Origin of the sequence: Bradyrhizobium sp. BRP20 (genome assembly GCF_020194215.1) — a bacterium.
GTDB lineage: Bacteria > Pseudomonadota > Alphaproteobacteria > Rhizobiales > Xanthobacteraceae > Bradyrhizobium > Bradyrhizobium yuanmingense.
Map to the genome: position 1 here is coordinate 175,953 of NZ_JADYVY010000009.1, position 26,314 is coordinate 202,266.

Consider the following 26,314-nt stretch of genomic DNA (forward strand, 5'->3'; position numbering starts at 1 on the left):
CCTCACATCATGCGTTGGGAAACGTCGATCAACTGCGTCACCAGCTCCTTCAGCGCGGCGATATCGCCCTCGTTCTTCAGCCTGTCCCTGTCGTCATAGGCCTGGTCGGCAAAGGCGAGCGTGAGCTGGCTGGCAATCACGTTGGCGTGGCAGGCGGAGAGGATCAGCCGCAGCGCCTGCAGCGCGCGGGCGGCACCTAACCGGCTCTGGGACGCGCCGGCAAGCGCGAAGACCCGGTTGCGGAACACCTCTCCGCGCGCCTCGTGCAGCTCGTGCACGCGGCTGACCCAGTCGATCGCGTTCTTCAGGAGCGGCGGCACCGAGGCGTTGTATTCAGGCGAGACGATGAGGACACCGTGATGCGCGCCGATCATGCGCTTCAGATTGATCGCGTGCTTGGGCACGCCCGATTTGGCCTGGAGATCGCCGTCATAGATCGGCAGCGGAAAATCGGCGAGCGAGATGCGGGTGACGTCGACGCCGGCCTGGACGAATTCGTAAGCAGCCACAGCCGCCAGCTTCGCATTGTGCGAGCCGGTGCGCAGCGAGCCGGGAATGATCAGGATCTTGGGGGCTGGCATCCAATCTCATGCATTCGGCGAAACGAGCCCGCCGCGCAAAGAGGAGCCGGCGGATTTAATGCTTGCGATACACCCAGACGCGGGCCGGCGGAAGGTTCATCCAGATCCGTTCCGAGGCCTCTGTGGACACGCCGGATAGCGATTTCGGGATCGGCGGCACCACCGCATAGGTGAACTGGATGAAGGGCGCACCGGGCGCGAGCGCGGTGAAGGCATCGCGGATGAGCCGCAGCCGCGTCAGCATCGGTTTGGTGACGAGCGGCAGGCCGGACACGACCGCGCTGGCCGGCGCGCTCAAGACATTCCAGAGCGTGTCGCGCAGGCGGTAGGCATCGCCCTGCACCACCTTGGCTTGCGGGTAGCGGTCGCGCAGCAGCGCGCAGAAGCCGGGATTGTATTCGACGAGAACGAGACGTTTCTGGTCGATCCCGCGCTCGATCAGCGCGGACGTGATGGCGCCGGTGCCGGGTCCGAGCTCGACCACCGGTGCGTCGGAATCGGGATCGACATAATGAGCCATGGTCCGCGCCAGCAGCTTGCCGGACGGCATCACCGCGCCCATGTGCAAGGGCTTTTCGATCCACGACCTGAGAAAGCGCACCTCGTCATCGAGACGAGGCTTCTTCAACGCACGCGCGGACGATGGCAATGGCATGTCGGGACCGGACGGAACCGCAGGACCGCGGCGTGTCAGAAAATGTCATAAAGACGTATAGGCCGGAGGCGATACGGTCAAGACGCGTCAATTCGCCCGATTGCCGAAGAAATCCTTGACCTTGGCGAAGAAGCCCTCGGCTTCCGGCTGGGTGTTGCCGGAGGAAAGCTTTTCGAACTCGGCCAGCAATTCCTGCTGCTTCTTGGTGAGGTTCTGCGGGGTCTCGACCATGACCTGAACGTACATGTCGCCCATCTGGCGCGACCGCAGCACCGGCATGCCCTTTGATGCAATGCGGAAACGACGGCCCGACTGGGTGCCGGCGGGCACCTTCACCTTGGTCTTGCCCTTCTCGATGGTCGGCACCTCGAATTCGCCGCCGAGCGCGGCGGTCACCATCGAGATCGGCACGCGACAATGCAGATCCGCGCCGTCACGCTGGAAGAACTGGTGCTGGGCCAGCGACAGGAAGATGTAGAGATCGCCGGGCGGCCCGCCGCGGACCCCCGCCTCGCCCTCGCCGGCGAGCCTGATCCGTGTGCCGTCCTCGACACCTTGCGGAATGTTGACCGAGAGCGTCCGCTCCCGGGTGACCCGCCCTTGTCCCGCGCAGGACGGGCAGGCGTCTTCGATCATCTGGCCGCGGCCCTGACAGCCCGGGCAGGTCCGCTCCAGCGTGAAGAAGCCCTGCGACTGCCGCACGCGGCCGGCGCCGCCGCAGGTCGAGCAGGTCTTCGGCTTGGTGCCGGCCTTGGCACCGATGCCCGAGCAGGCCTCGCAGGTGACCGAGACAGGAATCTCGATCTGCGCGGTCTTGCCGCCAAAGGCTTCCTCGAGGGTGATTTCCATGTTGTAGCGCAGATCGGCGCCGCGCTCGCGGCCGCCGCGGCCGCGCTGCCCGGCCATGCCGAACAGGTCCTCGAAGATGTCGGAGAAAGAGGAGGCGAAGCCGGCACCGAAACCGGCGCCACCGCCGAAGCCGCCGCCCTGCTCGAACGCGGCGTGGCCGTAACGGTCATAGGCGGCGCGCTTGTCCTTGTCCTTCAGGACCTCGTAAGCCTCATTGATTTCCTTGAACTTGACTTCGCTGGTCTCATCCCCGGGATTGCGGTCGGGATGGAATTTCATCGCCAGCTTGCGGAACGACGATTTCAGCTTGCCTTCGTCGGCGTCGCGTTCGACTTCGAGGGTCTCGTAATAGCAGCGCTTGGTGGACGTGGACATGATGAGCTCGGTCTATCCAATCGCGATTCAAGTTGGCGCGGAACAACGCTGACATGCGGCGGAATGAGCGCCCTTCGACCTTGCGGCAGAGGGCAGCCTGGCAGCGCTGAGAATAACGGCTGGGAATTGATCGATCGTAACGGGGCCGACTTTGAAGGAGCCTTGAAAGGAGTCCTGGCCCGTCCGTCCCGACACGACGGCCTCCCCCGCGAGGGAGGAGGCCGGTAGCGTGTGTGGGGTCCAAGCCGTCCGCATCGTCACCCTCTCGGGGCTTAAGCGGACTTCTTGTTGTTCTTGTCGTCGTCGACCTCGGTGAATTCCGCGTCGACGACGTCGTCCTTGGCCGCATCCTTCTTGGCGTCGGCCTCGGCCTGCTGCTTGTACATGGCCTCGCCGAGCTTCATCGAAGCCTGCGCCAGCGTCTGGGTCTTGGCCTTGATCGCCTCGGCATCGTCGCCCTTCAGCGCTTCCTTGAGGTCGCTGACGGCATCCTCGATGGCGCGGCGCTCGCTCTCGGCAACCTTCGAGCCGTGCTCGGCCAAAGCCTTCTCGGTCGAATGCACCAGGCCATCCGCCTCGTTCTTGGCGGTGACGGCCTCGCGGCGCTTCTTGTCCGCCTCGGCATTGGCCTCGGCGTCCTTGACCATCTTCTCGATGTCGGCTTCCGACAGACCGCCGGAGGCCTGGATGCGGATCTGCTGCTCCTTGCCCGTGGCCTTGTCCTTGGCCGAGACGTTGACGATGCCGTTGGCGTCGATGTCGAAGGTCACCTCGATCTGCGGCATACCGCGCGGCGCCGGCGGAATGCCCATCAGGTCGAACTGACCAAGCATCTTGTTGTCGGCCGCCATTTCACGCTCGCCCTGGAAGACGCGGATGGTGACGGCGTTCTGGTTGTCCTCAGCCGTCGAAAACACCTGGCTCTTCTTGGTCGGGATCGTGGTGTTGCGGTCGATGATGCGGGTGAACACGCCGCCCAGCGTCTCGATGCCCAGCGACAGCGGGGTGACGTCGAGCAGCAGCACGTCCTTGACGTCGCCCTGGAGCACGCCGGCCTGGATCGCAGCGCCGATCGCCACGACTTCGTCCGGGTTGACACCCTTATGCGGCTCCTTGCCGAACAGCTGCTTCACGACTTCCTGGACCTTCGGCATGCGCGACATGCCGCCGACCAGCACGACCTCGCCGATCTCACCGGCGGTGACGCCGGCGTCCTTCAGCGCCTTGCGGCAGGGCTCGACGGTTTTCTGGATGAGGTCGTCGACCAGCGCCTCGAACTTGGCGCGGGTGAGCTTCATCGTCAGATGCTTCGGGCCGGTCTGGTCCGCGGTGATGAAGGGCAGGTTGATCTCGGTCTGCGTCGTCGAGGACAGCTCGATCTTGGCCTTTTCAGCGGCTTCCTTCAGGCGCTGCAGCGCGAGCTTGTCGTTGCGCAGGTTGATGCCCTGCTCCTTCTGGAACTCGTCGGCGAGATAACCCACGAGGCGCATGTCGAAATCTTCGCCGCCGAGGAAGGTGTCGCCGTTGGTCGACTTCACCTCGAACACGCCGTCGCCGATTTCGAGAATGGAGATATCGAACGTACCGCCGCCGAGGTCATACACCGCGATGGTGCCGGCCTTGGTCTTGTCGAGGCCATAGGCGAGCGCGGCCGCGGTCGGCTCGTTGATGATGCGCAGCACTTCGAGCCCCGCGATCTTGCCGGCGTCCTTGGTCGCCTGGCGCTGAGCGTCGTTGAAGTAGGCGGGAACGGTGATGACGGCCTGCTCGACCTTCTGGCCGAGATGGGCTTCCGCGGTCTCCTTCATCTTCTGCAGGATGAAAGCCGAGACCTGCGAGGGCGAGTAGGTCTGGCCGTCGGCCTCGACCCAGGCGTCGCCGTTGGAAGCCTTCACGATCTTGTAGGGAACGAGCTTCTTGTCCTTCTCGACCATCGGGTCGTCGTAGCGGCGGCCGATGAGGCGCTTCACTGCGAAGAAGGTGCGCTCGGGATTGGTGACGGCCTGGCGCTTGGCCGGCTGGCCGACGAGGCGCTCACCGTCATCCGTGACGGCGACGATCGAAGGCGTCGTGCGCATGCCTTCGGAATTCTCGATGACTTTGGCGTTCTTGCCATCCATCACGGCGACGCACGAATTCGTGGTGCCGAGGTCGATCCCAATGACCTTTCCCATGGTCCTGATATCCTTCTTTTTGCGGCAGGTTGGCTGGGCCCAAGAGGCACCCGAACCGAAACCCCCTAAGATCAAACATCCGCGATATTGCGATGATTGAGGCTCATATAGGAGGGGGGGAGGGGCCCGCAAGGACCGAAGCTAGGTTTCTGCCGCTAAAACATCGGGTTTTGGAAGGTGATATCCGGGCTCAACCGCCCTTGCGGGTGAGGAATTATTAACAGGTCCGGGCGTCGGCAAGCCCCCGCACCCGCAAGCCCGCCCGCCCTGTTGCGGCGAGGCCAAACCGGCTAAAAGGCGGACCGACCGCACAGCCAGCGCAGCTGCTTCGCGCGACAAAGCGGCCCGGTGGCCGACCATCGAACGGCCTCAATGTGAACCAATCAGAGTGGCCATGAAGCTGACCCGCCCCCTCGCCGCGCTCGCCCTCCTCGCCGTAACAGCGCTTCCGGCCTTCGCCGCCGACGTCGTTTTCCCACCCGGCTTGCGTCTCGGCATGGTGCCGTTGATCGGCCTCAGCACGGCCAAGACCTTTCCGGGCTTCGAGAGCGAGGACGGCAACGTCAAGGTGCTGGTCACCGAGCTGCCGCCGGCCGCCTATGGCGAGGTCGTGAGCGCCTTCAATTCCAATCCCGGCGGGACCGGCGGCGTCAAGCAGGACAAGGTCGAGACCCCCGCTGGCCTTGCCTATTTCACCACCGAAAGCGGCAAGGCCGGCGATACCCCGGTGAAGCGGTATTCGATGATCGTGCCCGGCGCCGGCTTCTCCGGCTATGTCGCGGTACAGATCCCGGAGAATGCGACCAAGATCTACACGGACGAGGCGGTGCGACAGATGTTCGCGAGCGCCACCACCCGCAGGCAGGTCTCGGCCGAGGAGCAGATCGCGCTGCTGCCGTTCAAGATCACCGATCTCGCCGACTTCAAGGACATCAAGACCCTGGCACCGGGCTCGAGCATCATCCTGGCCGACGGCGATGAGAGCGTGGGCTACGAGGCGAGGCCGTTCATGATCCTCGGCCTGATCGGCGCCACCCCGCAAGCCGCCGACGACCGCGCCCGCTTCGCCCAGGAGGCGGCGCTCCAGATTCCCGGCGTGCGCGAGTCGCGCATCACCATGTCCGAGCCGATCCGCATCAACGGCCAGCAAGGCTTCGAGACCCGGATCGACGGCGTCAGCGGCAAGGACAAGGTCCCGGTGACGGTGGTGCAGTGGATCCGCTTCTCGAGCGGCGGCGCTTCATTGCGCATCATCGCCAGCGCCCCGCGCGACCAATGGCAAGTCGCCTTCACCCGCTTCCGTGCCGTGCGCGACGGGATTCAGCCGAAGGGGTAGGGCGAAGCCGGCGCTAATCGTGGTTGGTCGCAGTTTCACGAAGAACCTTCGCCCAACTTCTCCCTGTGGTTATGGATCCCGGGTTCGCGCTTTGCGCGCCCCGGGATGACGGCGCTATGGGCTTTGTCAGCCCACGCGCTGGACAGAACCGGCCGCATTTTCGGGCTTCTGTTCGTACACGAACGGAACTAGGCTTCCTCCCGTTGGATCATCCTGGAGGGGAGGTAGACATGCTGGTTCGGCGACAGGTCTTGGCAATGCTTGGAACGACGGCGCTGGCGACGCTCGCGCCAAGCGCGCTGTTCGCGGCCGCACCGATCAAGCCGGACGAAGCGTCCGCGCTGCTCGTGATCGACGTGCAGAACTGCTTCCTGCCCGGCGGGAGCCTCGCGGTGAAGGAAGGCGAGCAGGTGGTGCCGGTCATCAACAAGATCTCGAAGGCATTTGCGAATGTGGTGCTGACGCAGGACTGGCACACGCCGGGCCACGTTTCGTTTGCGTCGGTTCATTCCGGCAAGAAGCCGTTCGAAACGGTCGACCTGCCCTACGGCAAGCAGGTGCTGTGGCCGGACCATTGCGTGCAGGGCACCGAGGGCGCGGCGCTGTCGAAGGACCTGTCGATCCCGCACGCCGAGCTCATCATCCGCAAGGGATTTCACAAGAACGTCGACAGCTATTCGGCCTTCCTCGAGGCCGACGGCAAGACCTCGACCGGGCTCGCCGGCTACCTGAGGGGCCGCAAGATCAAGCGCGTCTTCGTCGCTGGTCTTGCGACAGACTTCTGCGTCGCCTGGACCGCGCTCGACGGGCGCAAGGCGGGCTTCGAGGTCTATGTGGTGGAAGACGCCTGCCGCGGCATCGACACGCAGGGCTCGCTCGCCAAGGCCTGGGCCGACATGGCCAAGGCGGGCGTGAAGCGGATTCAGTCTGCGGATATCGCGGTGAGCGCGTAGGCGGCGCGCTATCCTTCCGTCATTCCGGGGCGCGCTTCAGCGCGAGCTATGGTGCGCAATTTGCGCACCTGAGAATCCATTGTGCGGTTGTCTCTGCTGTTCAATGGATTCCGGGTTCTCGACTTCGTCGAGCCCCGGAATGACGCCAACACTCAGTTCGCCGCGCTGCTCGATTCGTTGTTGTTCGCCGCGGGCGCAGTCTTCGCGCCGCCCTTGGCGACGCCGACCAGCGCCGGGCGCAGCACGCGGTCACCGATGGTGTAGCCGGCCTGCATGATCTGCACCACGGTGCCCGACGGCACCGACGCGTCAGGCACTTCGTACATTGCCTGGTGGAAGTTCGGGTCGAACTTCTGGCCCTGAGGATCCAGCTTCTTCACGCCGTGTTTTTCCAGCGCGTTGAGCAGCGCGCGCTCCGTGAGCTCGACGCCCTCGATCAACGAGACCAGGCCGGGATCAGCCGCAGCACGCGCCTCCGCCGGAACGGCATCGAGTGCGCGCTGGAGATTGTCGGCGATGTCGAGCACGTCGCGCGCGAAGCCGGTGATGCCATAGAGGCGGGCGTCGGCGACTTCCTTGGCGGTGCGCTTGCGCAAATTCTCCATCTCGGCCAGCGTCCGCAGCATGCGGTCGCGCGCTTCAGCCGCTTCCTTTTGCAGGGTTTCGACCGAACCCGGCTCGGGATCGTCGGGCATGATGTAGGGTTTCGACACCACGGGCTCGCCGGTCGCTGCAGTCGTGTCTTGGGGTTGCCGGTCTTGCTCGGTCATCGGCTCTGATCTCGAACTCGTTTCAGGGATGTTGGCCCGGATATCGTGCTTAAGCCCGCGAAAATCAAGCGCCCGTGATCGGCAGAAAGGCCGGTCAGCCCCCCAACAGGCGGCTGACGATGCGGGCGGCGTAGTCCACGGTCGGGATCACGCGGGCATAATTCAGCCGCGTCGGGCCGATCACGCCGAGAACGCCGACGATGTGGCCGGCGGCATCCCGATAGGGCGAGATGATGGTGGAGGACCCCGACAGCGAGAACAGCTTGTTCTCACTGCCGATGAAGATGCGCACGCCTTCGGCGGTCTCGGCCCGGCCGAGCAGATCGATCACGCCGCGCTTGGTCTCGAGGTCGTCGAACAACAGGCGAACCCGCTCCAGATCCTCCAGCGCGTGCAGATCTTCGAGCAGATTGGCGTGGCCGCGGACGATGAGCTGACGGTCCTCGCTCTCGCCGCCGGACCAGCTGGCAATGCCGGCCGAGATCACTTTCTGTGTCAGCTGATCGAGCTCGGCACGGGCCTCGCCGAGTGCGGTCTCGAGCTCGAGCCGCGCTTCGGCCAAAGTCCGGCCGCGGATCCGCGCATTGAGGAAATTGCCGGCCTCTGTCAGCGCCGAAGAGGGAACTCCGGGCGGCAGCGTCAACACGCGGTTTTCAACCTGGCCGTCTTCGCCGACCAGGATCACCAGCGCTTTTTCCGGTTCCAGGCGGACGAATTCGATGTGCTTCAGCCGCGCATTGGATTTCGGCGTCAGCACGACGGCGGCGGCCCGGGTCAGGCCGGAGAGCCGCATCAAGGCCTGGTCCAGCGCCGCCTCGACCGATTGCGCCTCGCCGACGGACGAGAGCTGGCTCTGGATCGCCTGCCGCTCGGCCTCGTTGAGGTCGCCGACCTGCATCAGGGCATCGACGAAGAAGCGCAGGCCCAGTTCCGTCGGCAGCCGGCCGGCGGAGGTGTGCGGGGCATAGATCAGGCCGAGCTGTTCCAGATCGGCCATGACGTTGCGCACAGATGCCGGCGACAGCGGCATCGCAATCAGGCGGGAAATGTTGCGCGAGCCGACCGGCTCACCGGTCGCGAGATAGCTTTCGACAATTTGACGAAAGATGTCGCGGGAACGCTCGTTGAGCTGGGCAAGGCCTGCGCGCGGCGCGATCAGATGGATCGGATCGTGATGGGCCACAGACGGTAACTCCTCTCGGATCCTTATAATTTGTCCATCCGGGCCGCGTCTGACAAGCGTGGCGTTTGCAGGCCGACGGTCAGGGGGTGAATAAGCCCTTGCCGCCCACCCCCGCCCCACCTACAAGCACCGCGAACAGCCTATTCCCGTGAGTTTTGGAGATTTCCCATGCGGCCAAGCCGCCGTGCGCCCGACGAATTGCGCCCCGTGACGCTGGAGCGCGGCGTGGTCAAATATGCGGAAGGCTCGTGCCTCGTTAAATTCGGCGACACCCATGTGCTGGTCACCGCCACACTGGAGGATCGCCTGCCGCCGTGGCTGAAGGGGCAGGGCCGCGGCTGGGTCACCGCCGAATACGGCATGCTGCCGCGCGCGACCTCCGAACGCACCCGCCGCGAGGCCTCCGCCGGCAAGCAGAGCGGCCGCACCGTCGAGATCCAGCGCCTGATCGGCCGCTCGCTTCGCACCATCGTCGATCTCGAAGCTCTTGGCGAGCGCCAGATCACGGTCGATTGCGACGTGCTCCAGGCCGACGGCGGCACGCGCACGGCCTCGATCACTGGCGCCTGGGTCGCGCTTGCCGATTGCCTCAACTGGATGAAGGCGCGCAACATGGTGAAGGCCAACGTGATGCGCGACAACGTCGCCGCGATCTCCTGCGGCATCTACAACGGCACGCCGGTGCTCGATCTCGACTATGCCGAGGATTCGGAAGCCGAGACCGACGCCAATTTCGTCATGACCGGCGATGGCCGCATCATCGAGGTGCAGGGCACCGCGGAACGCGAGCCGTTCACGCAGGACGAGTTCCTGAAGCTGATCGCCCTGGCGCAGAAGGGCATTGCGCGTCTGGTGGACTTGCAGAAACTGGCCGTGGCGTAGTCAATAGGCCCATGCACCGCCGAATCACCGACAAGCTCGTCATCGCCACCCACAATCCCGGCAAGCTCGCCGAGATGAGGGAGCTGCTCGCGCCGTACGGGATCGAGGCGGTGTCGGCCGGCGAGCTCGGCCTAGACGAGCCCGAGGAAACCGGCAACGATTTCCGCAGCAACGCCGCGATCAAGGCGATCGCCGCGGCGGAGGCGACCAAGCTGCCCTCCTTCGCCGACGATTCCGGCATCGTCGTCGACGCACTCGACGGTGCGCCGGGAATCTACAGCGCGCGCTGGGCCGGTCCATCCAAGGATTTCAACGCGGCGATGGCGCAGATCGAGCGCCTGCTGCAGGAGCGCGGCGCCACCACGCCGGACAAGCGCAAGGCCCACTTCGTCTCCGCGCTTTGCGTGGCCTGGCCCGACGATCATCGCGAGGAGGTCGAGGCGCGCGTCGACGGCACGCTGATCTGGCCACCGCGCGGCACGGCCGGCTTCGGCTACGACCCGATGTTCCTGCCGGACGGGCACAGCCGCACCTTCGGCGAGATGACCAGCATCGAGAAGCACGGCCTGCCGCCGCTTGGCCTCGGCCTGTCGCACCGCGCCCGCGCTTTTCGGAAACTGGCGGAGATCTGCCTTGAGCCGCGCTAACAAGGATGCGTTTGGCGTCTATGTGCACTGGCCGTTCTGCCTGTCGAAGTGCCCCTATTGCGACTTCAACAGCCATGTCCGCCATGCCGCGATCGACGAGACGCGCTTCGCCGCCGCCTTCGCGCGTGAGATCGCAACGACCGCCGAGCGCGCGCCCGGCCGCGAGGTCACCTCGATCTTCCTCGGCGGCGGCACGCCGTCACTGATGCAGCCCGCCACCGTCGGCGCGGTGTTAGACGCGATCGGCAAGCACTGGACCGTCGCAGGCGACGTCGAGGTAACGCTGGAAGCGAACCCGACCAGCGTCGAAGCCACGCGCTTTGCCGGTTATCGCATCGCCGGCGTCAACCGCGTCTCGCTGGGCGTGCAGGCGCTCGACGACGCCTCGCTCAAGGCGCTCGGCCGCATGCACAGCGCGCGCGAAGCGCTCGATGCCGTCGCCATCGCGCGCCGCGCGTTCGACCGCTATTCGTTCGACCTGATCTACGCCCGCCCCGACCAGACGCCGGCGATGTGGGCGGGCGAGCTGCGGCACGCCATCGATGAAGCGGCCGAGCATCTGTCGCTCTATCAATTGACGATCGAGGAAGGCACGCCCTTCTTCGGCCTGCACCAGGCCGGCAAGCTGAAGACGCCGGACGAAGCGGTCGCCCGCGCGCTCTACGACGTCACGCAGGAGACCTGCGACAAGCTCGGGCTGCCCGCCTACGAGATCTCCAATCACGCGCGGCGCGGTGCCGAATGCCGGCACAATCTGGTGTACTGGCGCGGCGAGGAATATGCCGGCATCGGCCCCGGCGCACATGGCCGTCTCGACATCGACGGCGTGCGCCACGCCACCGCCACCGAGAAGCGTCCCGAGGCCTGGCTGATGCGGGTCGAGACCAACGGCGACGGTGTCGTCAGCGACGAGCTCCTCAACAGCGAGGAACGCGCCGACGAATTCCTGCTGATGGGATTGCGGCTCGCCGAAGGCATCGATCCCGAACGCTACAAGGCCCTCGCCGGCCGCCCGCTCGACCCCCGCCGCATCGCGCTCTTGCGCGAGGAAGGCGCGATCACCGTGGATGCGACGGGACGGCTGCGCGTGACCAGCAGCGGTTTTCCGGTGCTGGATGCCGTGGTCGCGGATTTGGCGGCTTAGCGGATCTCGTAGCCCGGATGGAGCGTAGCGCAATCCGGGACGGTCTCACCGCGTGGACAGAACCCGGATTACGCTGCGCTCCATCCGGGCTACGAAACCATTACGCCCCAAAGCTCTTCGGCGAGCCCGCCACCGCAACGCCGCCGCCTTGCGTCACCTTCATCACGGCAAGTCCGCGTTCATTCGTGCCATCAGCACGGAAGCGGAACAGGCCGTCGATGCCGGCGAAGCCTGAGGGGTTGGTGAGCACGTCGGAGGAGAAGCGCTGGCCGCCTTGCGTGCGCGCCAGCGCGGCAACGAGCGCGACCGCGTCATAGGAAAGGGTCGCGGTGCGGATCGGCTCGGCGCCGTATTTCGTGCGGTAGCGGCCGGAGAAGGCGCGGAAGCCGGCCGGATCGGGCGCGGCGTAAAGGCCGCCCTGCAGCGCGGCGCTGGCATAGACGCGCGGATTGTCCCACAGGCCGGTGCCGAGCAGCTGGATGTTGCGCAGGTTCGCGCCCGCGGCCGTCATCGCATCCGCCACTGACACGACGGCATCGCCGTCATCGGCAATGAATAGCGCGTCCGCACTGCCGAGCTGCTGCGCCACGGTGCGCGCGGGCGTGGCGCGATCGGCACCGTATTTCTCGAACGCAACGATGCGCCCGCCGCGCCGCGGCACCGCCGCCTTCACCGCGGCCTCGACGACATTGCCATAGGCGTTGTCGGGCACCAGCACCGCGACGGAGCGCTTTCCGATGCCGGCGGAATATTCGACGATGCGGTTGACGTCGGACTCCGGCAGGAACGAGAGCAGATAGACGCCGCGTCCGGCGATGCTGGAATCGGTCGAGAAGGCGATGACGGAAATGCCGCGCGTGCGCGCGACCTGCGCCACCGCCGGCACCGATTGCGCGAACAGCGGCCCGAGGATGATCTCGGCACCCTCGTCGACCGCCTGCTGCGCGCCGGCCTGCGCGCCTTGCGGGCTGCCATTGTCGTCCTTGATCAGGAGCTGGATGTTCGGGTTCTGGAACTCGGCCAACGCCATCTCGGCGGCGTTGCGCATCGATTGCGCGGCGAGCCCGGCATTGCCGGCCGCGGAGAGCGGCAGGATCAGGCCGACCTTCACGCCGCCGGTGCCGGCGGTCGTCGCCTGCTGCTGCGGTCCTGCCGGCTGGGCCGGCGGCGCGGAGCTCGAGAACGGGTTGGAGAACTGGCTGAGGCTTTGCTGCACGCCGGCGCAGGCCGACAGCACGGGCGCGCCGAGCAACAGGCCGAGCGCAGTCCGCCGGGTCGCCCCTGGCGATCGGGATCCCGGAAGGTGAGACTTTGGATGACGCGGGCCGACCATGGCAGCTTCTCTTCCGACCCGCCGTCGCCGGCTGATCACGACATTGCTTTCCGCGACGGGGAGCCGCGGATTCAGGCAGTGTGTCGGCAAATAGTTAACCAAAACAAAAGGATAACAACCGCTTAACGCGGCCGCAATCCCGTCCCGGCAGCTCTTCGCCGTCACTCATTCACTCATCAAGGCGGCGTTTCCGTCGCGAATATGGCGCGAGGGCCGCTCCTGCCTCCCGGCGCGATCTCGACCGATCACATTCCCGTCCGTTCCTCGCCCCTCACCTGGATACGATCTTTGGGCACGATCTTTTTCGGCGAGCCGGTTCCCAGCCTTAGCGATCGTGCCTAAGTTGGCTCCATTATGCGCGCAAAGCCGGCCCCGATAAATACGCCTGAAGCTCAAGACGCCGCCTCGCGCGGTTTCTCCATCGATGCCCATCGGCTCGCGGCGCCGAAGGCCGCGCCGGGCCTCCATCTGGTCGCGACCCCGATCGGCAATCTCGGCGACATCACCCTGCGGGCGCTGCAGACGCTCGCCGGCGTCGACGTCATCGCCTGTGAGGACACCCGCATCACGCGCCGCCTGACCGAGCGCTATGCGATCACGGCCCAGCTCAAGCCATATCACGAGCACAATGCGGAGGCCGCGCGTCCCAAAATCCTCGAAGCCCTCGGGCAAGGCGGCTCGGTCGCGCTGGTGTCGGACGCCGGCACGCCGCTGATCTCCGATCCCGGCTTCAAGCTGGTGCGCGAGGTCTGCGCCGCCGGCCATGCGGTGTATGCGCTGCCCGGCCCGTCCTCGGTGCTGGCCGCGCTGTCGGTCGCCGCGCTGCCGACCGACCGCTTCTTCTTCGAAGGCTTCTTGCCGGCGAAATCAGCCGCGCGGCGCAGCCGTCTCACCGAGCTCGCCCGCATTGACGCGACGCTGGTGATGTTCGAGTCAGGCAACCGAGTGCAGGATACGCTGGCCGATCTCGCCGAGATCATGGGGCCGCGCGAGGCCGCGATCTGCCGCGAGCTGACCAAGCTGCATGAGGAGATTTCGCGCGCCACGCTGAGCGAGCTGGCGCGCGAGGCTGCAACGCTGGAGACACGCGGCGAATTCGTGCTGGTGATCGCTCCGCCCGCGGCCGACGCCGAGGTTCTGACATCGGACGCGCTCGATAGTCTGTTGCGCGAGCAGCTTTCCGCGCACAGCGTCAAGGATGCCGTGGCGCACGCGGTCGCGTTGTCGGGCCGGCCGCGCCGCGAGGTCTATGCCCGCGCGCTCGAGCTCGCAAAGGATTCGCGGGGCAGCGATGGCGAAGACTGAGATTCCTGCGGAACCGAAGGTCGCGTCGCCCGAGCGCGTCGCAGCGTTCCAGACCGGTATTTCCGCTGAGAGCCGTGCCGCCGCCTACCTCATGGCCAAGGGCTACCGCATTCTCGCCAAACGTTACCGCACGCCGCATGGCGAGATCGATATCGTGGCGCGGCGCCGCAATCTGATCGCCTTCGTCGAGGTTAAGGCCCGCGCCACGCTGGACGAGGCCGCATTCGCCGTGACGCCGCGCCAGCAGCAGCGCATCATCGACGCCGCCCAAGGCTGGCTCGCAGCGCATCCCGAGCATGCCGAATTCGAATTGCGATTCGACGCCATGCTGATTGCGCCGCGCTCGCTTCCGCGCCATGTGTTGGCGGCATTCGACGCCTCGACCTGAAAGGCAGCCCATGAAACTGAACGTCGCCGTCCAGATGGACCCCATCGCCCGCATCAACATCAAGGGCGATTCCACCTTCGCGCTGCTCTTGGAGGCGCAGAAGCGCGGCCATGGCCTGTCTTATTACACGCCCGACAAGCTCTCGATGGTCGGCGAGGAGCTGGTCGCGCCGGTTCAGCTCCTGACCGTGCGCGACGAGCCCGGCGACCATTTCACCCTTGGCGAGCCCAGGCGCGAGGCGCTGAACGGGTTCGACGTGGTGCTGCTGCGCCAGGATCCGCCGTTCGACCTCGCCTACATCACCTCGACGCATTTCCTGGAGCGCATCCATCCGAAGACGCTGGTCGTCAACGATCCCGCCTCGGTGCGCAACGCGCCGGAAAAGCTGTTCGTGATGAATTTTCCGCAACTGATGCCGCCGACGCTGATCTCGCGCGACCTGGATGAGATCAACGCGTTCCGCGACAAGTACGGCGCGGTCGTCATGAAGCCGCTGCACGGCCATGGCGGCGCGGCGGTGTTCCGCGTGATACCGCAGGACATGAATTTCGGCTCGCTGTTCGACATGTTCTCGGTGACGTTCAGGGAGCCCTGGGTGATCCAGCAATTCATCCCCGAGGTGAAGCACGGCGACAAGCGCATCATCTTGGTCGACGGCGAGTTCGCCGGCGCGGTGAACCGCGTGCCGGCCGCCGATGACCTCCGCTCCAACATGGTGCGCGGCGGCGCGGCGCAGGAGACGGAGCTCACCCCGCGCGAGCGCGAGATCTGCGCCACGGTCGGCCCGGCGCTGCGCGAGCGCGGCCTGCTGTTCGTCGGCATCGACGTCATCAACGGCAATCTCACCGAGATCAACGTGACCTCACCGACCGGCATCCGCGCCATCGCACGGCTCGGCGGCCCGGATGTCGCGGCGAAGATCTGGGACGTGATCGAAGCGAAGCGGAAGAAGTAGAGCTCTGCGCGCAGCCCGGATGGAGCGTTAGCGAAGTCCGGGATGCTAACGACGTATTCACCATGACGCCGCGCGCGCCGTGCGAACGTACGTGCCCGCGTAGGTGAAACTACGGGGCTGTTGGCCGACCCAATAACGCCGCGTTCACCATCTGCCGAAAACCAGCATCGCGGCCGGCGATCACGTTCGGCCTCGCAACACCCCTTATACTTTTTGCTGCCTACTCATCGATGCGGGGGAACACGCCAGGTGCGGTTCGAGTGCCCCGCGTAAGAGTAGAAGCGTATGAATACCGCACGCATTGTCGTTCTCGTCATCGCTCTCGGCGCCGGCGGCGTCGCTGCATATCTGGCGAGCGGCTATCAGAATCCGCCCGCGGCCGTCCTGCCCGTCGCCGAGAAGCTGCCGACGGTCGAGGTCCTTATCGCCAAGAACGACATCCAGCTCGGCCAGCCCGTCAAGCCCGAGGACCTGCAATGGCAGGCCTGGCCCGCGGCAACCGCCAGCAGCGCCTTCATCCGCCGCGACAGCAGGCCCGAGGCACCGACCCAGATCGCGGGCTCGATCGCGCGCGTGCCGTTGATGCAGGGCGAGCCGATCCGCGAGCAGAAGCTGGTCAAGGCCGAAGGCTCCGGCTTCATGGCCGCGATCCTGCCGTCCGGGATGCGTGCCGTCTCCACCGAGATTTCAGCCGAAACCGGCGCCGGCGGCTTCATCCTGCCGAATGACCGCGTCGACATCGTCCTGACCCGCCGGCTGAAGAATCCGGACGGCGGCAACACCAACGGCCCGACCGGCGGCAACGACCTCATCCTGTCCGAGGTCATTCTCACCAACATCCGCGTGCTCGCGATCGACCAGGCCCCGAAGGAAAAGGAGGGCCAGAACGCGGTGGTCGGCAAGACCGTCACGCTCGAGCTGCGGCCCGACCAGATCGCTACGCTTTCGGCCGCACGGCAGGGCGGCACTCTGACACTCGCGCTGCGCAGCATCGTCGATGCCAACGCAGTCGACGGCACGCCCGAGGACCAGGCGATCAAGCGCCCAGGCGGCGTGAACGTAATCCGTTACGGCGTCCAGGCACGGCAACTGACGTCACAGAAGTGATGGGGACAGCATGAACTACGGGGGTGATCGGACGGGCTTGCGCATTCGGGGGAAGCGCGTGCGCTCGGTCCTGGCGGGGACGATGTTGGTGCTAGGGCTGCTCGCGGCTTCCGGCGTCCTCAGTGCTGCGGAGGCGCCGGTCGGCGACCAGGCGCCGATGCAGGCGTCGGATCTCGGCTTATCGTCGGTTGGGACTATCGCACCGGCGCGGTCGCGCTTTCTGTCGCTCGGCATCGGCAAGTCCGTCGTCATCGACCTGCCGCGCGAGGTCAAGGACGTGCTGGTGGCCGATCCCAAGATCGCCAATGCGGTGATCCGCTCGGCCCAGCGCGCCTATATCATCGGCGGCCAGGTCGGCCAGACCAACGTCGTGTTCTTCGCGGCCGATGGCCAGCAGGTCGCCTCCTATGACATCGCGGTGAAGCGCGACCTCAACGGCATGCGTTCGGCACTGCGCCAGTCGCTGCCGGGCGTCCAGATCGAGGGCGTCGGCGACAGCGTGATGCTGACCGGCTCGGTGTCAAGCCCGGTCGAGGCCCAGCAGGCCGGCGACGTTGCCGCAAAGCTGGTCGGCGGCGCGGACAAGGTCGTCAACAACATCGTCGTGCGCGGCCGCGACCAGGTCATGCTCAAGGTCGTGGTCGGCGAAGTCCGCCGCGACATCGTCAAGCAGCTCGGCGTCGATCTCAGCGCCAGCCTGAATGCCGGCACGGCGGTGGTGAATTTCAACAATTCCAACCCGTTCTCGGTCTCTGGCGGACCGATCGTCAGCAGTAATGGGCTCGGCGTCACCGGCCTCGCCAAGGGCGTCGCCACCGTCAACGCCACGATGCGGGCAATGGAAAGCGCCGGCGTCATGCGGACCCTGGCCGAACCGAGTCTGACCGCGATCTCGGGCGAATCCGCCACTTTCATCGCCGGCGGCGAATTCCCGATTCCCGGGGGCTATGCCTGCGATCCGGTCACTCACGTCTGTACCACCCAGGTCACCTACAAGAAGTTCGGCATCTCGCTGAACTTCACCCCGGTCGTGCTCAGCGAAGGCCGCATCAGCCTGCGCGTGATGACCGAGGTCTCGGAGCTGTCGAACACCAACTCGATCACGTTAACGCAGGCCGTGACCGGGTCCTCGACCAACTCGATCACCATTCCATCGATCCAGACCCGCCGCGCCGAAACGACCCTGGAGATTCCCTCGGGCGGCTCGATGGCGATGGCTGGCCTGATCCAGCAGCAGACCAAGCAGGCGATCAACGGACTGCCTGGTGTCGACCAGGTGCCGATCATCGGCGCGCTGTTCCGCAGCCAGGACTTCGTCAACAACGAGACCGAGCTGATGGTGATCGTGACGCCTTACGTGGTGCGCGCGGTTGCCCAGAAGGAATTGTCGCGGCCCGACGACGGCTTCGCGCCGGCCTCGGACGCACAGAGGGCGCTGCTCGGCAGGGTCAACCGCCTCTATGGCATCGCGAGCCGTGTCGATCCGGTGGCCGGCACGCCGGGCGATTTCGGCTTCATCATCGACTGAGACGAACGGTTTGGGGACCGGGCAAGGCAGGGGCAGGAGGGATCAGGGGATGACGACAACATCAGCCGATCGACGGCGCAATTTGCGGCTCGCGCTGGCACTGACGAGCCTCTCCGTCATGCTCGGCGCCTGCAACACCACCGAGATCGTCACCCAGACGGTGCCGACCGATTATCGCCAGCGCCATCCGATTGCGGTGCAGGAAGGCAAGAAGTCGATCGTGATCTTCGTCGGCAAGAGCAGAGGCGGCCTCTCGGCTGCGCAGCATTCGGACGTCGCGGGCATCGCGCGGGACTGGATGCGCGAAGGCACCGGCTCGGTCGTCGTCGATGTGCCGGTCGACACCGCCAATTCGCGAGCGGCCGCCGCAACCTATCAGGAGATCCGCTCGGTGCTCACGTCCGGCGGCGTGCCGTCGCGCGCCATCGCCCAGCGGCCCTATCGCCCTGATGATCCGGGGCTGCTGCCCACCATCCGCCTGAGCTATTCGAAGATCACCGCGGTCGCCGGCCCCTGCGGGCTGTGGCCCGAAGATGTCGGCCCCAACATCCTCAACTCCGGCTACACTGAGAACCGCCCCTATTTCAATCTGGGCTGCGCCAGCCAGCGCAATCTCGCCGCGATGATCGACAACCCGGCTGACCTCGAGCAACCGCGCGCCGAGACGCCCGCCTATACCGCACGGCGCGACATCGCGTTCGATCGCTATCGCAAGGGCACGACGACGACGACCACCTATCCCGAATCCGACAAGGCCAAACTCAGCGATACCGCCAAATGACAGGCATCCACGACGAAGACGCGGACGATCCGCAGCACCCCGAGGAACACATCGCGCCGGTTCCTCGCATTTCGGTGCAAGCCTTCTGCGAGACCGAGCAGACGCTCAAGGCGGTGACGGCGGCTGGCCAGGATCGCCGGCTCGCCAAGGCCCATCTCAGCGCCAAGGACGGCGGCCTCGCCGCGGCGATCGAAGCCTATGAATCGATGCCGACGCCGAACGTGATCGTCATCGAGTCCGACGGCACGCGCGACATCCTCGAAGGACTGGACGACCTCGCCGGCGTCTGCGATCCCGGCACACGCGTGGTCGTGATCGGCAGCCCCAGCGACACCGCGCCCTATCGCGAGCTGGTGCGCCGCGGCGTCAACGACTACGTGGTCGGCCCGGTCGAAACCATCGACGTGGTCCGCTCGATCTGCAGCCTGTTCTCGGCCTCGGAAGCCATCATCACCGGCCGCGTCATCGCCGTGGTCGGCGCCAAAGGCGGCGTCGGCGCGTCCACCGTCGCGCATAATCTGGCCTGGACCATCGCCCGCGATCTCTCGCTCGATTCCGTCGTGATCGATCTCGACCTCGCCTTCGGCACCGCGGGCCTCGACTACAACCAGGATCCGGTGCAGGGCATCGCCAACGCGGTGCTGTCGCAGGACCGGCCGGACACGGCGCTGATGGAGCGCCTGCTCGCCAAATGCACCGATCGCCTCAGCCTCCTGGCAGCGCCCGCCACGCTCGACCGCGTCTACGATTTCGGTGCTGAAGCCTTCGATGCCGTGTTCGACACGCTGCGCATGACGACGCCCTGCATCGTGCTCGACGTGCCCCATCAATGGTCCGGCTGGACCCGGCGCGCGCTGGTGAACGCCGACGACATCGTGATCGTGGCCGAGCCCGATCTCGCCAACTTGCGCAACACCAAGAACATGCTGAGCGTGCTGAAGGCGGCGCGACCGAACGACCGGCCGCCGCTGTACTGCCTCAACCAGGTCGGCATGCACAAGCGTGCGGAGATCGAGGTCAAGGCCTTCGCCAAGACCATGGAGAGCCAGCCGATCGCGGTGATCCCGTTCGATTCGAAACTGTTCTCGACCGCGGCCAATAACGGCCAGATGATCGCGGAGGTCTCCAGGACCCACCGCACCACCGTTCTGTTCCAGAATATGGCGAACCGCCTCGCCGGCCGCGGCGAGGTGAAGAAGCCGAAGCGCTCGCTGCTCGAGCCGCTTTTGAAGAAGCTGAAGGGCAAGTCGGGGCGCAGCTCGGCCCCGCATCGCAAGGCGTCGTAGGCGCGGCTTATTTGAGCATGATCTCCGCGCAAACGCCTTCCGCGTTTGTCGCGAGGGAAAACCGCTTCACACTTTGCGCTGACGCGGCCCTTCGGGTCCGGATCATGCTCTAGGGCGGACTACCTGTCCGCCCGCTGCTGCTTTTTCGCCAGCAGCTGCTTCAGCGCCGCGACCTTGGCCGCGGCCTGGTCCGGCGGCAGATCTGCCTTGACGAGGATTTCGGCCTCGGCCTCGCGACCCTGCAATCCCAGCACGAGCGCCAGATTGGCGCGGACCCGCGCATCGTTCTGATTGCGCTGATGGGCGCGGCCGAGCACCTGTTCGGCCTTCGATAGATTATTCTGCAGCATGTAGGACAGGCCGAGATTGGACAGCACGGTCGGCTCGTTCGGCACGATCTTCAACGCCGCAGCGTAATATTGCTGGGCTTCCTCGTTGCGGCCGAGCTGGTCGAGCACAGCGCCCTGCGCCGACAGGATGCGCCAATCGGGATCCTCGGGCGAATGCGCCCGGCCGAGGACGTCGAAGGCCTGCTGGAAATTGCCGTTGTCGGCGAGCGCGCGGCCGTAGCCGGCGAGCAGTGCCTTGTTGCCAGGACGGGCGAGCACGGCCTGCTCCAGCACTGCGACCGCCTGCGCGCGCTGGCCGCTGCCACGCAGCGCCTTGCCGTATTCGAGAGCAATGGCGGGATCGCTCGGCTTGGCGCGATAACGCTCGCGAAGTGCGTCCATCTCCGGCGTGGGGTCGGCCTTGCTGTCGGACTTGCCGTCAAACTTGGCGGCGGACTCCCGCTTGCCGCCGAGCGCACCGGTGACGTCGTCGATGCCGGCCGTCTGACAGCCGCCGAGGGCGAGGATCAGGACGGCGGAACACAGATATCCCGCCGGGGATAAGGCGAGGAACGAACGCTTGGGCATACTCTGATCACTCGGCAACTGATCAGAGATGCTTACCCATTAACGCTAAAGTCCCGTTAAGGAGGCGCGCCTGTTGAGGTTCAGTCGACAAACTCGGCGCCGAATTCGCAGCCGATGCGCCAGCGCAGGCGGCATTGGCGGGAATAATCAGGCGCGAAGATGATGGTGAATTGCGGCGGCACTTCCAGAAATTCCGCCACCACCTTCACGCCGCCGTCCGAAATGTCCGTGATCGTGCAATCCCGCGGCAGCGAGCCCGCGCCAAAATGGATCTTGGCGAGTCGGCTGCACACCCGACGTTCGCTTCTCCGGCGATTTGCAAGCATTTGAACTGTTCACCCGTTAGACCACGGCCCATCCCGCAGCCCTAGGAGTAGCGGACATTCGTTGGAATGTGCTGAGGAGAGAAGGTGGCATTCGAGACGTAGTGTCGGGACCGCGTTTACGCCTGGTTAGGATTTGACCGGCCGCCAAGCGATTGTTCCCGTATTGTTCTTGCGGAAACGGCCGCGCTCTGCTACCCCTAATTGCAGCAATGGGCAGGCTGGTTCGGCATGGTTCAGCGGGTTTCTACCGTCGCCTTTGAGGGGATCGAGGCCCGTGCGGTCGACGTACAGGTGCAGGTCGCGCCCGGCCTGCCGGCCTTTGCTATCGTCGGCCTGCCGGACAAGGCGGTGTCGGAGGCGCGCGAGCGGGTGCGCTCGGCGCTGATCGCCTCAGGGCTGGCGCTGCCGGCGCGGCGGATCATCGTCAATCTGGCCCCGGCCGACCTCCCGAAGGAGGGCAGCCATTACGACCTGCCGATCGCGCTCGGGCTGATGGCCGCGATCGGCGCGATCCCGCCGGATGCGCTGACCGGCTTCACCGTGCTCGGCGAGCTCGGCCTCGACGGCTCGATCGCGCCGGTGGCCGGCGTCCTTCCCGCCGCGATCGGCGCCAATATGCGCGAGGAAGGTCTGATCTGCCCGGCGTCCTGCGGCTCCGAGGCGGCGTGGGCGAGCCCGGACATCCAGATCATTGCCGCACACTCGCTGATCCAGATCGCCAACCATTTCAAGGGCACCCAGGTGCTGTCGCGGCCGACGCCGAAGGTGCACGAGGCCGCCGCCTCGACCCTCGACCTGCGCGACATCAAGGGCCAGGAAAGCGCCAAGCGCGCACTCGAGATCGCGGCCGCCGGCGGGCACCACCTGCTCATGATCGGCGCGCCGGGCGCGGGCAAATCGATGCTGGCCGCGCGCCTGCCCTCGATCCTGCCGCCGCTGTCGCCGAGCGAGCTGCTCGAGGTCTCCATGATCGCCTCGGTCGCCGGCGAGATCGAAGGCGGCGCGCTGACGGCGCGGCGCCCGTTCCGCTCGCCACACCATTCCGCCAGCATGGCCGCGCTCACCGGCGGCGGCGCGCGCGCCAAGCCCGGCGAGATCTCGCTGGCACATCAGGGCGTGCTGTTCCTCGACGAATTGCCGGAGTTCGATCCGCGCGTGCTGGATTCGCTGCGCCAGCCGCTGGAGAACGGCGAGGTCGCGGTGTCGCGCGCCAATCATCGCGTCACCTACCCTGCCCGCTTCATGCTCGTCGCGGCGATGAATCCCTGCCGCTGCGGCAATGCGTTCGAGCCTGGCTATGCCTGCAAGCGCGGCCGCATCGACCGCTGCACCGGCGATTACCAGGCGCGCATCTCCGGTCCGCTGATGGACCGCATCGATCTGCGCATCGAGGTGCCGGCGGTGACCGCCGCCGACCTGATCCTGCCGCCGCCGTCGGAAGGATCAGCTGAGGTCGCCGCCCGCGTGGCGGCGGCGCGCGACATCCAGCTGGCGCGCTATGCGGATGCAGGCCTGCCCCATGTCCGCACCAATGCTGAAGCCCCCGCCTCCGTGCTGGAGGAGATCGCAAAGCCGGACGCGCAGGGCCAAAAACTGCTGCGCGACGCCGCGGAGACCATGCGCCTGTCGGCGCGCGGCTATCACCGCGTGCTGCGGGTGGCGCGCACGCTGGCCGACCTCGACCATGCCGACAAGATCGGCCGGCTGCACCTCGCCGAAGCGCTGTCGTACCGCGCACTCGCGGAGGATGTGCGCCAGCTGGCTTGATCATTCCGCGCATCAACCCGGCGGTAACGACTTTCCTTTACGCTCTGCAAACCATAAGGCCCGACGCGTTTCGGTTGTGAGTTCCCGGGGCCTAGCGAGTAGAGCGTCATGTTGCGTTTCAAGTTCCTGGCCTCGGCTGTTCCCCTGTTGGCGGCTGCGGTGTTCGCCCGCGCCGAGATCGGATCGGTGTCGCATCCCTGCATCGCGCTCGGCGACACATCGGTCGAGCTCACCTCGCTGTTCTGGACCGCCGGTGTGCATGTCGCCTTCACCGACGATCCCGCGCGGGCAACGGTGCGGGTTCAGATCACCGAGGATGCCGACGCCGCGGATTTTGCCGTGGTCGACGACGGCCTCGGCTCCGAGCCTGACACCTGCCAGGCCAGCCCTTCGACGCGTCTCGTCGCGATCGCCGCGCAGCCGGTCGACGGCGGCCAGGTGGTCTATCTCTCCAGCGAAGGACCGGCGGATTACCGCATCTATGTGCGCTCAAAGACGTTCTCGCCGCGCGAGGCGGCGGCGCTGATCGTCGGCGCCCGCGGCGGCCATGGCCGCTTCCAGGCGGCATCGCTTTAGAGCTTTGTGTTTGAGCATGATCTGATCGGAAAACCGCTGCACACTTTTCGCTAACGCGGCCCTTCGGGTCCGGATCATGCTCTGACCCGTTAACGTCTCGTCAACCCTGTTCGGAGGCGGCGCCACCGCCGCAATTTGTTCGCAAGGTCGGCGGGCCATCGTCGCACGCGGCGGCGGGGTTTCAGGCAAGGGTCGGTTGCGATGGGTCGGACGTTCCGGATCAAGGTGCGCATGCGTCGTTTCAGGCGACGGCATCCGAGGCTCGCTTTCGCGATCCGCTCCTTCATGATCTTCTCGGCGACGTTTGGCGGCGCCTATGGTTTCGTCTCCGGCAGCCGGTCGGACAATTCCGGCTACGATCCCCATACCTTTGCGATCGGTGCCAGCTTCCTGTTCGCGCTCGCCTGCCTCGGCCTTGCGACGCTGAGCATGCGTCTGCGCTTCGTCAATAAGCGGCTGCGGACGCTCGCCGCCCACAACGAAGCCTTGATCGACCGCAATTGGGAGCTGAAGGAAGCGGAAGAGCGCGCCCGCAGCCTGTTCGAGCAGCAGGGCGACCTCATCGTGCTGCGCGCTACCGACGGCCGCATCACCTTTGCCAACGAGGCCTATTGCGCGCTCGCGGGACAGGCGCGCAGCGCGCTGGTCGGCACGCGATTCGATTTCGACGTGCTGGAGCAGGGCGACAGTGCCCGCGAGAGCAGCGGCACGCGCATCCACGACCAGAAGATCGCAACCCCGCTCGGCGCGCGCTGGATCGCCTGGCGCGAGGGCTATGTCCGCCTCGATGCCGGCCAGCCCGCCGAGTTGCAGAGCGTCGGACGCGACGTCACCGACCGCACCGAGACCGAGCGCGCATTGTCCGACGCGCGCGACCAGGCCGACGCCGCCAACCGCGCCAAGTCGCGCTTCCTGGCGATGGCCTCGCACGAGATCCGCACCCCCCTGAACGGCATCATCGGTATGGGCGGCCTGTTGCTCGACACCGATCTGACGCCGGAGCAGGCGACCTATGCCAGGGCGGTGAAGACCTCGGGCGAAGCCTTGATGGCGCTAATCGAGGAGCTGCTCGACTATTCCAAGATCGAGGCCGGCAAGCTCGACCTCGATCAACGTCCCTTCGCGCTCTCGACCCTGGTCGAGGAGATCACCGAGCTGCTCGCGCCCCGCGCGCAGGCGAAGTCGCTCGAGATCGCCGCCTATGTCGACGAGCGCCTGCCGCTCGAAGTGGTCGGCGACGCCGCGCGGCTGCGCCAGGTGCTGCTCAATCTAGCCGGCAACGCCATCAAGTTCACGAGCAGCGGCGGCGTGGCGCTGATCGTCGAGCCCGGCATCTGGCCGAACGAGATCAGCTTCCTGGTTCGCGACACTGGCATCGGCATCGCAGCCGAAGCCCAGCAGCGCATCTTCCGCGAATTCGAGCAGGCCGACGAGCGCGTCGCCCGCACCTATGGCGGCACCGGACTTGGCCTCGCCATCAGCGAGCGCATCGTCAAGCGCATGGGCGGCCGGATCACTCTCACGAGCGAGCCGGGCAAGGGCTCGACCTTCGAGGTCGCGGTGCCGCTTCCGCCGTCGCAAGGCGGCGCCGGGCAGACCGCCTTTCCGAGTCCCGACCTCACCGGCAAGTCGATGCTCCTCGTCGCCGACGGCATCGAAGCCTCGCTCATCGCGCGGCGCCTCGAACGCTGGGGCGGCCAGACCTGCCTGGTTGCAGATGCGGCGGTCGCCGAAGCATTGCTGCCGGAACGCTCCTGGCACACGGTGCTGATCGATCGGGCGATCGGCCCCGCCGCGGCCGATCAGCTCGGCGAGGCCGCCCGCGCGCATGCCTTGCAGCGCCTCGTGCTGCTGACGTCGAGCTCGCGGCACGAGAAGCTGTCGGCGGCCTTCACCGGCTTTCTGGTGAAGCCGCTGCGCGCGGCCTCGCTTGCCGCACGCCTCGCTTTGACGCCGGAGGTCGCCTCGCCCGATCTCGCGCCGGAGCCGCCGCCGGCCTCCGCCGGCCCCGCGCCGGTGAAAGGCCTGTCGATCCTCGTTGCCGAGGACAACGAGATCAACGCCTTGCTGATGCGCTCGCTGCTGACCAAGCTCGGCCACCGCGTCGTCATTGCCGTCCAAGGCGAGGCCGCGCTGGAATCCTGGCTCGCCGCCTCATCGGCCGGCACGCCCTACGATCTCGTGCTGATGGACATCCAGATGCCGCAGCTCGACGGCATCGAGGCGACAAAGCGCATCCGCGCGCACGAGGCCGCGCTGGGCGATTCCCAGACGCCGATCCTGGCGCTCACCGCCAACACGCTGGTGGAGGATCGTTATGCCTGCTTCGAGGCAGGCATGAACGGATTTCTGATCAAGCCGGTCGACCGTGAGAAACTCGAGGAGGCTCTGGCGGGCCTCGCCGCATCCCGGCACCAGACGGTTCCGGATCTCACGGGAACCTGATCTCGTCTGACGATCGCAATTGAAATTGAGCGCGTTGCGCGTCACGATCCC

24 protein-coding genes are annotated in these 26,314 nt (G+C 66.3%); 15 read left to right on the forward strand and 9 right to left on the reverse strand.

Features of this window, described 5'->3' with window-relative positions; translation table 11 throughout:
• Nucleotides 1-2: 2 nt before the first annotated feature.
• The 4 genes from I6F33_RS22105 to dnaK form a co-directional block, all read right to left on the reverse strand.
• Entirely contained in the window at nt 3-581 is a 579-nt protein-coding gene (locus I6F33_RS22105; RefSeq protein ID WP_036024345.1) for an NADPH-dependent FMN reductase, read from the reverse strand.
• Nucleotides 582-636: 55 nt separating this feature from the next.
• Nucleotides 637-1,236 (reverse strand): class I SAM-dependent methyltransferase, encoded by a 600-nt coding sequence (locus I6F33_RS22110; protein WP_225144152.1) that lies wholly within the window; start codon nt 1,234-1,236, stop codon nt 637-639.
• A gap of 87 nt (nt 1,237-1,323) precedes the next feature.
• Nucleotides 1,324-2,460 (reverse strand): molecular chaperone DnaJ, encoded by a 1,137-nt coding sequence (gene dnaJ / locus I6F33_RS22115; protein ID WP_036003248.1) that lies wholly within the window; start codon nt 2,458-2,460, stop codon nt 1,324-1,326.
• A 272-nt stretch (nt 2,461-2,732) separates the two neighbouring features.
• Nucleotides 2,733-4,634, reverse strand: coding sequence for a molecular chaperone DnaK (gene dnaK / locus I6F33_RS22120; RefSeq protein ID WP_036003245.1), 1,902 nt, complete (start codon nt 4,632-4,634; stop codon nt 2,733-2,735).
• A gap of 394 nt (nt 4,635-5,028) precedes the next feature.
• Here dnaK and I6F33_RS22125 point away from each other — a divergent pair, with 394 nt between their 5' ends.
• The gene (locus tag I6F33_RS22125; RefSeq protein WP_225144153.1) at nt 5,029-5,970 is read left to right on the forward strand and encodes a hypothetical protein; all 942 of its coding nucleotides are present in this window, start codon (nt 5,029-5,031) and stop codon (nt 5,968-5,970) included.
• Nucleotides 5,971-6,200: 230 nt separating this feature from the next.
• Nucleotides 6,201-6,923, forward strand: a complete 723-nt coding sequence (gene pncA / locus I6F33_RS22130) for a bifunctional nicotinamidase/pyrazinamidase (protein ID WP_036003240.1) — start codon at nt 6,201-6,203, stop codon at nt 6,921-6,923.
• A 152-nt stretch (nt 6,924-7,075) separates the two neighbouring features.
• Here the strand turns inward: pncA and grpE are convergent, their stop codons facing one another.
• Both grpE and hrcA read right to left on the reverse strand, forming a co-directional pair.
• Entirely contained in the window at nt 7,076-7,693 is a 618-nt protein-coding gene (gene grpE / locus I6F33_RS22135; RefSeq protein ID WP_036003237.1) for a nucleotide exchange factor GrpE, read from the reverse strand.
• A gap of 94 nt (nt 7,694-7,787) precedes the next feature.
• On the reverse strand, nt 7,788-8,876 hold the full coding sequence (hrcA, locus tag I6F33_RS22140) for a heat-inducible transcriptional repressor HrcA (RefSeq protein WP_036003234.1): 1,089 nt from the start codon (nt 8,874-8,876) through the stop codon (nt 7,788-7,790).
• Nucleotides 8,877-9,044: 168 nt separating this feature from the next.
• On the opposite strand from hrcA, the gene rph reads away from it, so the two are divergent.
• From rph to hemW, 3 genes are read left to right on the forward strand one after another with little or no spacing between them, the layout of a single operon-like run.
• Nucleotides 9,045-9,758, forward strand: a complete 714-nt coding sequence (gene rph, locus I6F33_RS22145) for a ribonuclease PH (protein ID WP_036024340.1) — start codon at nt 9,045-9,047, stop codon at nt 9,756-9,758.
• Between the two features lie 11 nt (nt 9,759-9,769).
• The gene (rdgB, locus tag I6F33_RS22150) at nt 9,770-10,405 is read left to right on the forward strand and encodes an RdgB/HAM1 family non-canonical purine NTP pyrophosphatase (RefSeq protein WP_225142246.1); all 636 of its coding nucleotides are present in this window, start codon (nt 9,770-9,772) and stop codon (nt 10,403-10,405) included.
• Nucleotides 10,392-11,549 carry a radical SAM family heme chaperone HemW gene (gene hemW / locus I6F33_RS22155; protein ID WP_036024335.1) on the forward strand — a complete coding sequence of 386 codons (1,158 nt, stop codon included), beginning with the start codon at nt 10,392-10,394 and terminating at the stop codon, nt 11,547-11,549. Before rdgB ends, hemW begins: the two co-directional genes overlap by 14 nt.
• A 100-nt stretch (nt 11,550-11,649) precedes the next feature.
• On the opposite strand, the gene I6F33_RS22160 is transcribed toward hemW, so the two are convergent.
• Nucleotides 11,650-12,882 carry a penicillin-binding protein activator gene (locus tag I6F33_RS22160; RefSeq protein WP_128265735.1) on the reverse strand — a complete coding sequence of 411 codons (1,233 nt, stop codon included), beginning with the start codon at nt 12,880-12,882 and terminating at the stop codon, nt 11,650-11,652.
• A 354-nt stretch (nt 12,883-13,236) separates the two neighbouring features.
• Here I6F33_RS22160 and rsmI point away from each other — a divergent pair, with 354 nt between their 5' ends.
• From rsmI to I6F33_RS22195, 7 genes are all read left to right on the forward strand, one after another.
• Nucleotides 13,237-14,187: a 16S rRNA (cytidine(1402)-2'-O)-methyltransferase gene (rsmI, locus tag I6F33_RS22165; RefSeq protein WP_225144154.1), complete on the forward strand. Its 951-nt coding sequence runs from the start codon at nt 13,237-13,239 to the stop codon at nt 14,185-14,187.
• The gene (locus I6F33_RS22170) at nt 14,174-14,575 is read left to right on the forward strand and encodes a YraN family protein (protein ID WP_036003220.1); all 402 of its coding nucleotides are present in this window, start codon (nt 14,174-14,176) and stop codon (nt 14,573-14,575) included. The genes rsmI and I6F33_RS22170 overlap by 14 nt, the downstream gene beginning before the upstream one ends.
• Before the next feature lie 10 nt (nt 14,576-14,585).
• Nucleotides 14,586-15,530: a glutathione synthase gene (gene gshB / locus I6F33_RS22175; RefSeq protein ID WP_225144155.1), complete on the forward strand. Its 945-nt coding sequence runs from the start codon at nt 14,586-14,588 to the stop codon at nt 15,528-15,530.
• 285 nt (nt 15,531-15,815) lie between these two features.
• Nucleotides 15,816-16,637: a Flp pilus assembly protein CpaB gene (gene cpaB, locus I6F33_RS22180; RefSeq protein ID WP_057030543.1), complete on the forward strand. Its 822-nt coding sequence runs from the start codon at nt 15,816-15,818 to the stop codon at nt 16,635-16,637.
• A 10-nt stretch (nt 16,638-16,647) separates the two neighbouring features.
• Nucleotides 16,648-18,165, forward strand: a complete 1,518-nt coding sequence (locus I6F33_RS22185) for a type II and III secretion system protein family protein (protein WP_225113139.1) — start codon at nt 16,648-16,650, stop codon at nt 18,163-18,165.
• A 49-nt stretch (nt 18,166-18,214) separates the two neighbouring features.
• Complete coding sequence (locus tag I6F33_RS22190) at nt 18,215-18,946, forward strand: CpaD family pilus assembly protein (protein ID WP_225144156.1); 732 nt, start codon at nt 18,215-18,217, stop codon at nt 18,944-18,946.
• Nucleotides 18,943-20,232: an AAA family ATPase gene (locus I6F33_RS22195; protein ID WP_036003204.1), complete on the forward strand. Its 1,290-nt coding sequence runs from the start codon at nt 18,943-18,945 to the stop codon at nt 20,230-20,232. Before I6F33_RS22190 ends, I6F33_RS22195 begins: the two co-directional genes overlap by 4 nt.
• 119 nt (nt 20,233-20,351) lie before the next feature.
• On the opposite strand, the gene I6F33_RS22200 is transcribed toward I6F33_RS22195, so the two are convergent.
• Both I6F33_RS22200 and I6F33_RS22205 read right to left on the reverse strand, forming a co-directional pair.
• A complete protein-coding gene (locus I6F33_RS22200) occupies nt 20,352-21,149 on the reverse strand; it encodes a tetratricopeptide repeat protein (RefSeq protein ID WP_109141931.1) in 798 nt (265 codons plus the stop codon).
• Between the two features lie 80 nt (nt 21,150-21,229).
• Complete coding sequence (locus I6F33_RS22205) at nt 21,230-21,475, reverse strand: PilZ domain-containing protein (RefSeq protein WP_018644993.1); 246 nt, start codon at nt 21,473-21,475, stop codon at nt 21,230-21,232.
• Between the two features lie 228 nt (nt 21,476-21,703).
• Here I6F33_RS22205 and I6F33_RS22210 point away from each other — a divergent pair, with 228 nt between their 5' ends.
• The 3 genes from I6F33_RS22210 (at nt 21,704) to I6F33_RS22220 (ending at nt 26,263) form a co-directional block, all read left to right on the forward strand.
• On the forward strand, nt 21,704-23,242 hold the full coding sequence (locus I6F33_RS22210) for a YifB family Mg chelatase-like AAA ATPase (RefSeq protein ID WP_036003197.1): 1,539 nt from the start codon (nt 21,704-21,706) through the stop codon (nt 23,240-23,242).
• A gap of 108 nt (nt 23,243-23,350) precedes the next feature.
• Complete coding sequence (locus I6F33_RS22215; protein WP_225144157.1) at nt 23,351-23,818, forward strand: hypothetical protein; 468 nt, start codon at nt 23,351-23,353, stop codon at nt 23,816-23,818.
• A 201-nt stretch (nt 23,819-24,019) separates the two neighbouring features.
• Nucleotides 24,020-26,263: a PAS domain-containing hybrid sensor histidine kinase/response regulator gene (locus I6F33_RS22220; RefSeq protein WP_225144158.1), complete on the forward strand. Its 2,244-nt coding sequence runs from the start codon at nt 24,020-24,022 to the stop codon at nt 26,261-26,263.
• The last annotated feature ends 51 nt before the right edge of the window (nt 26,264-26,314 follow it).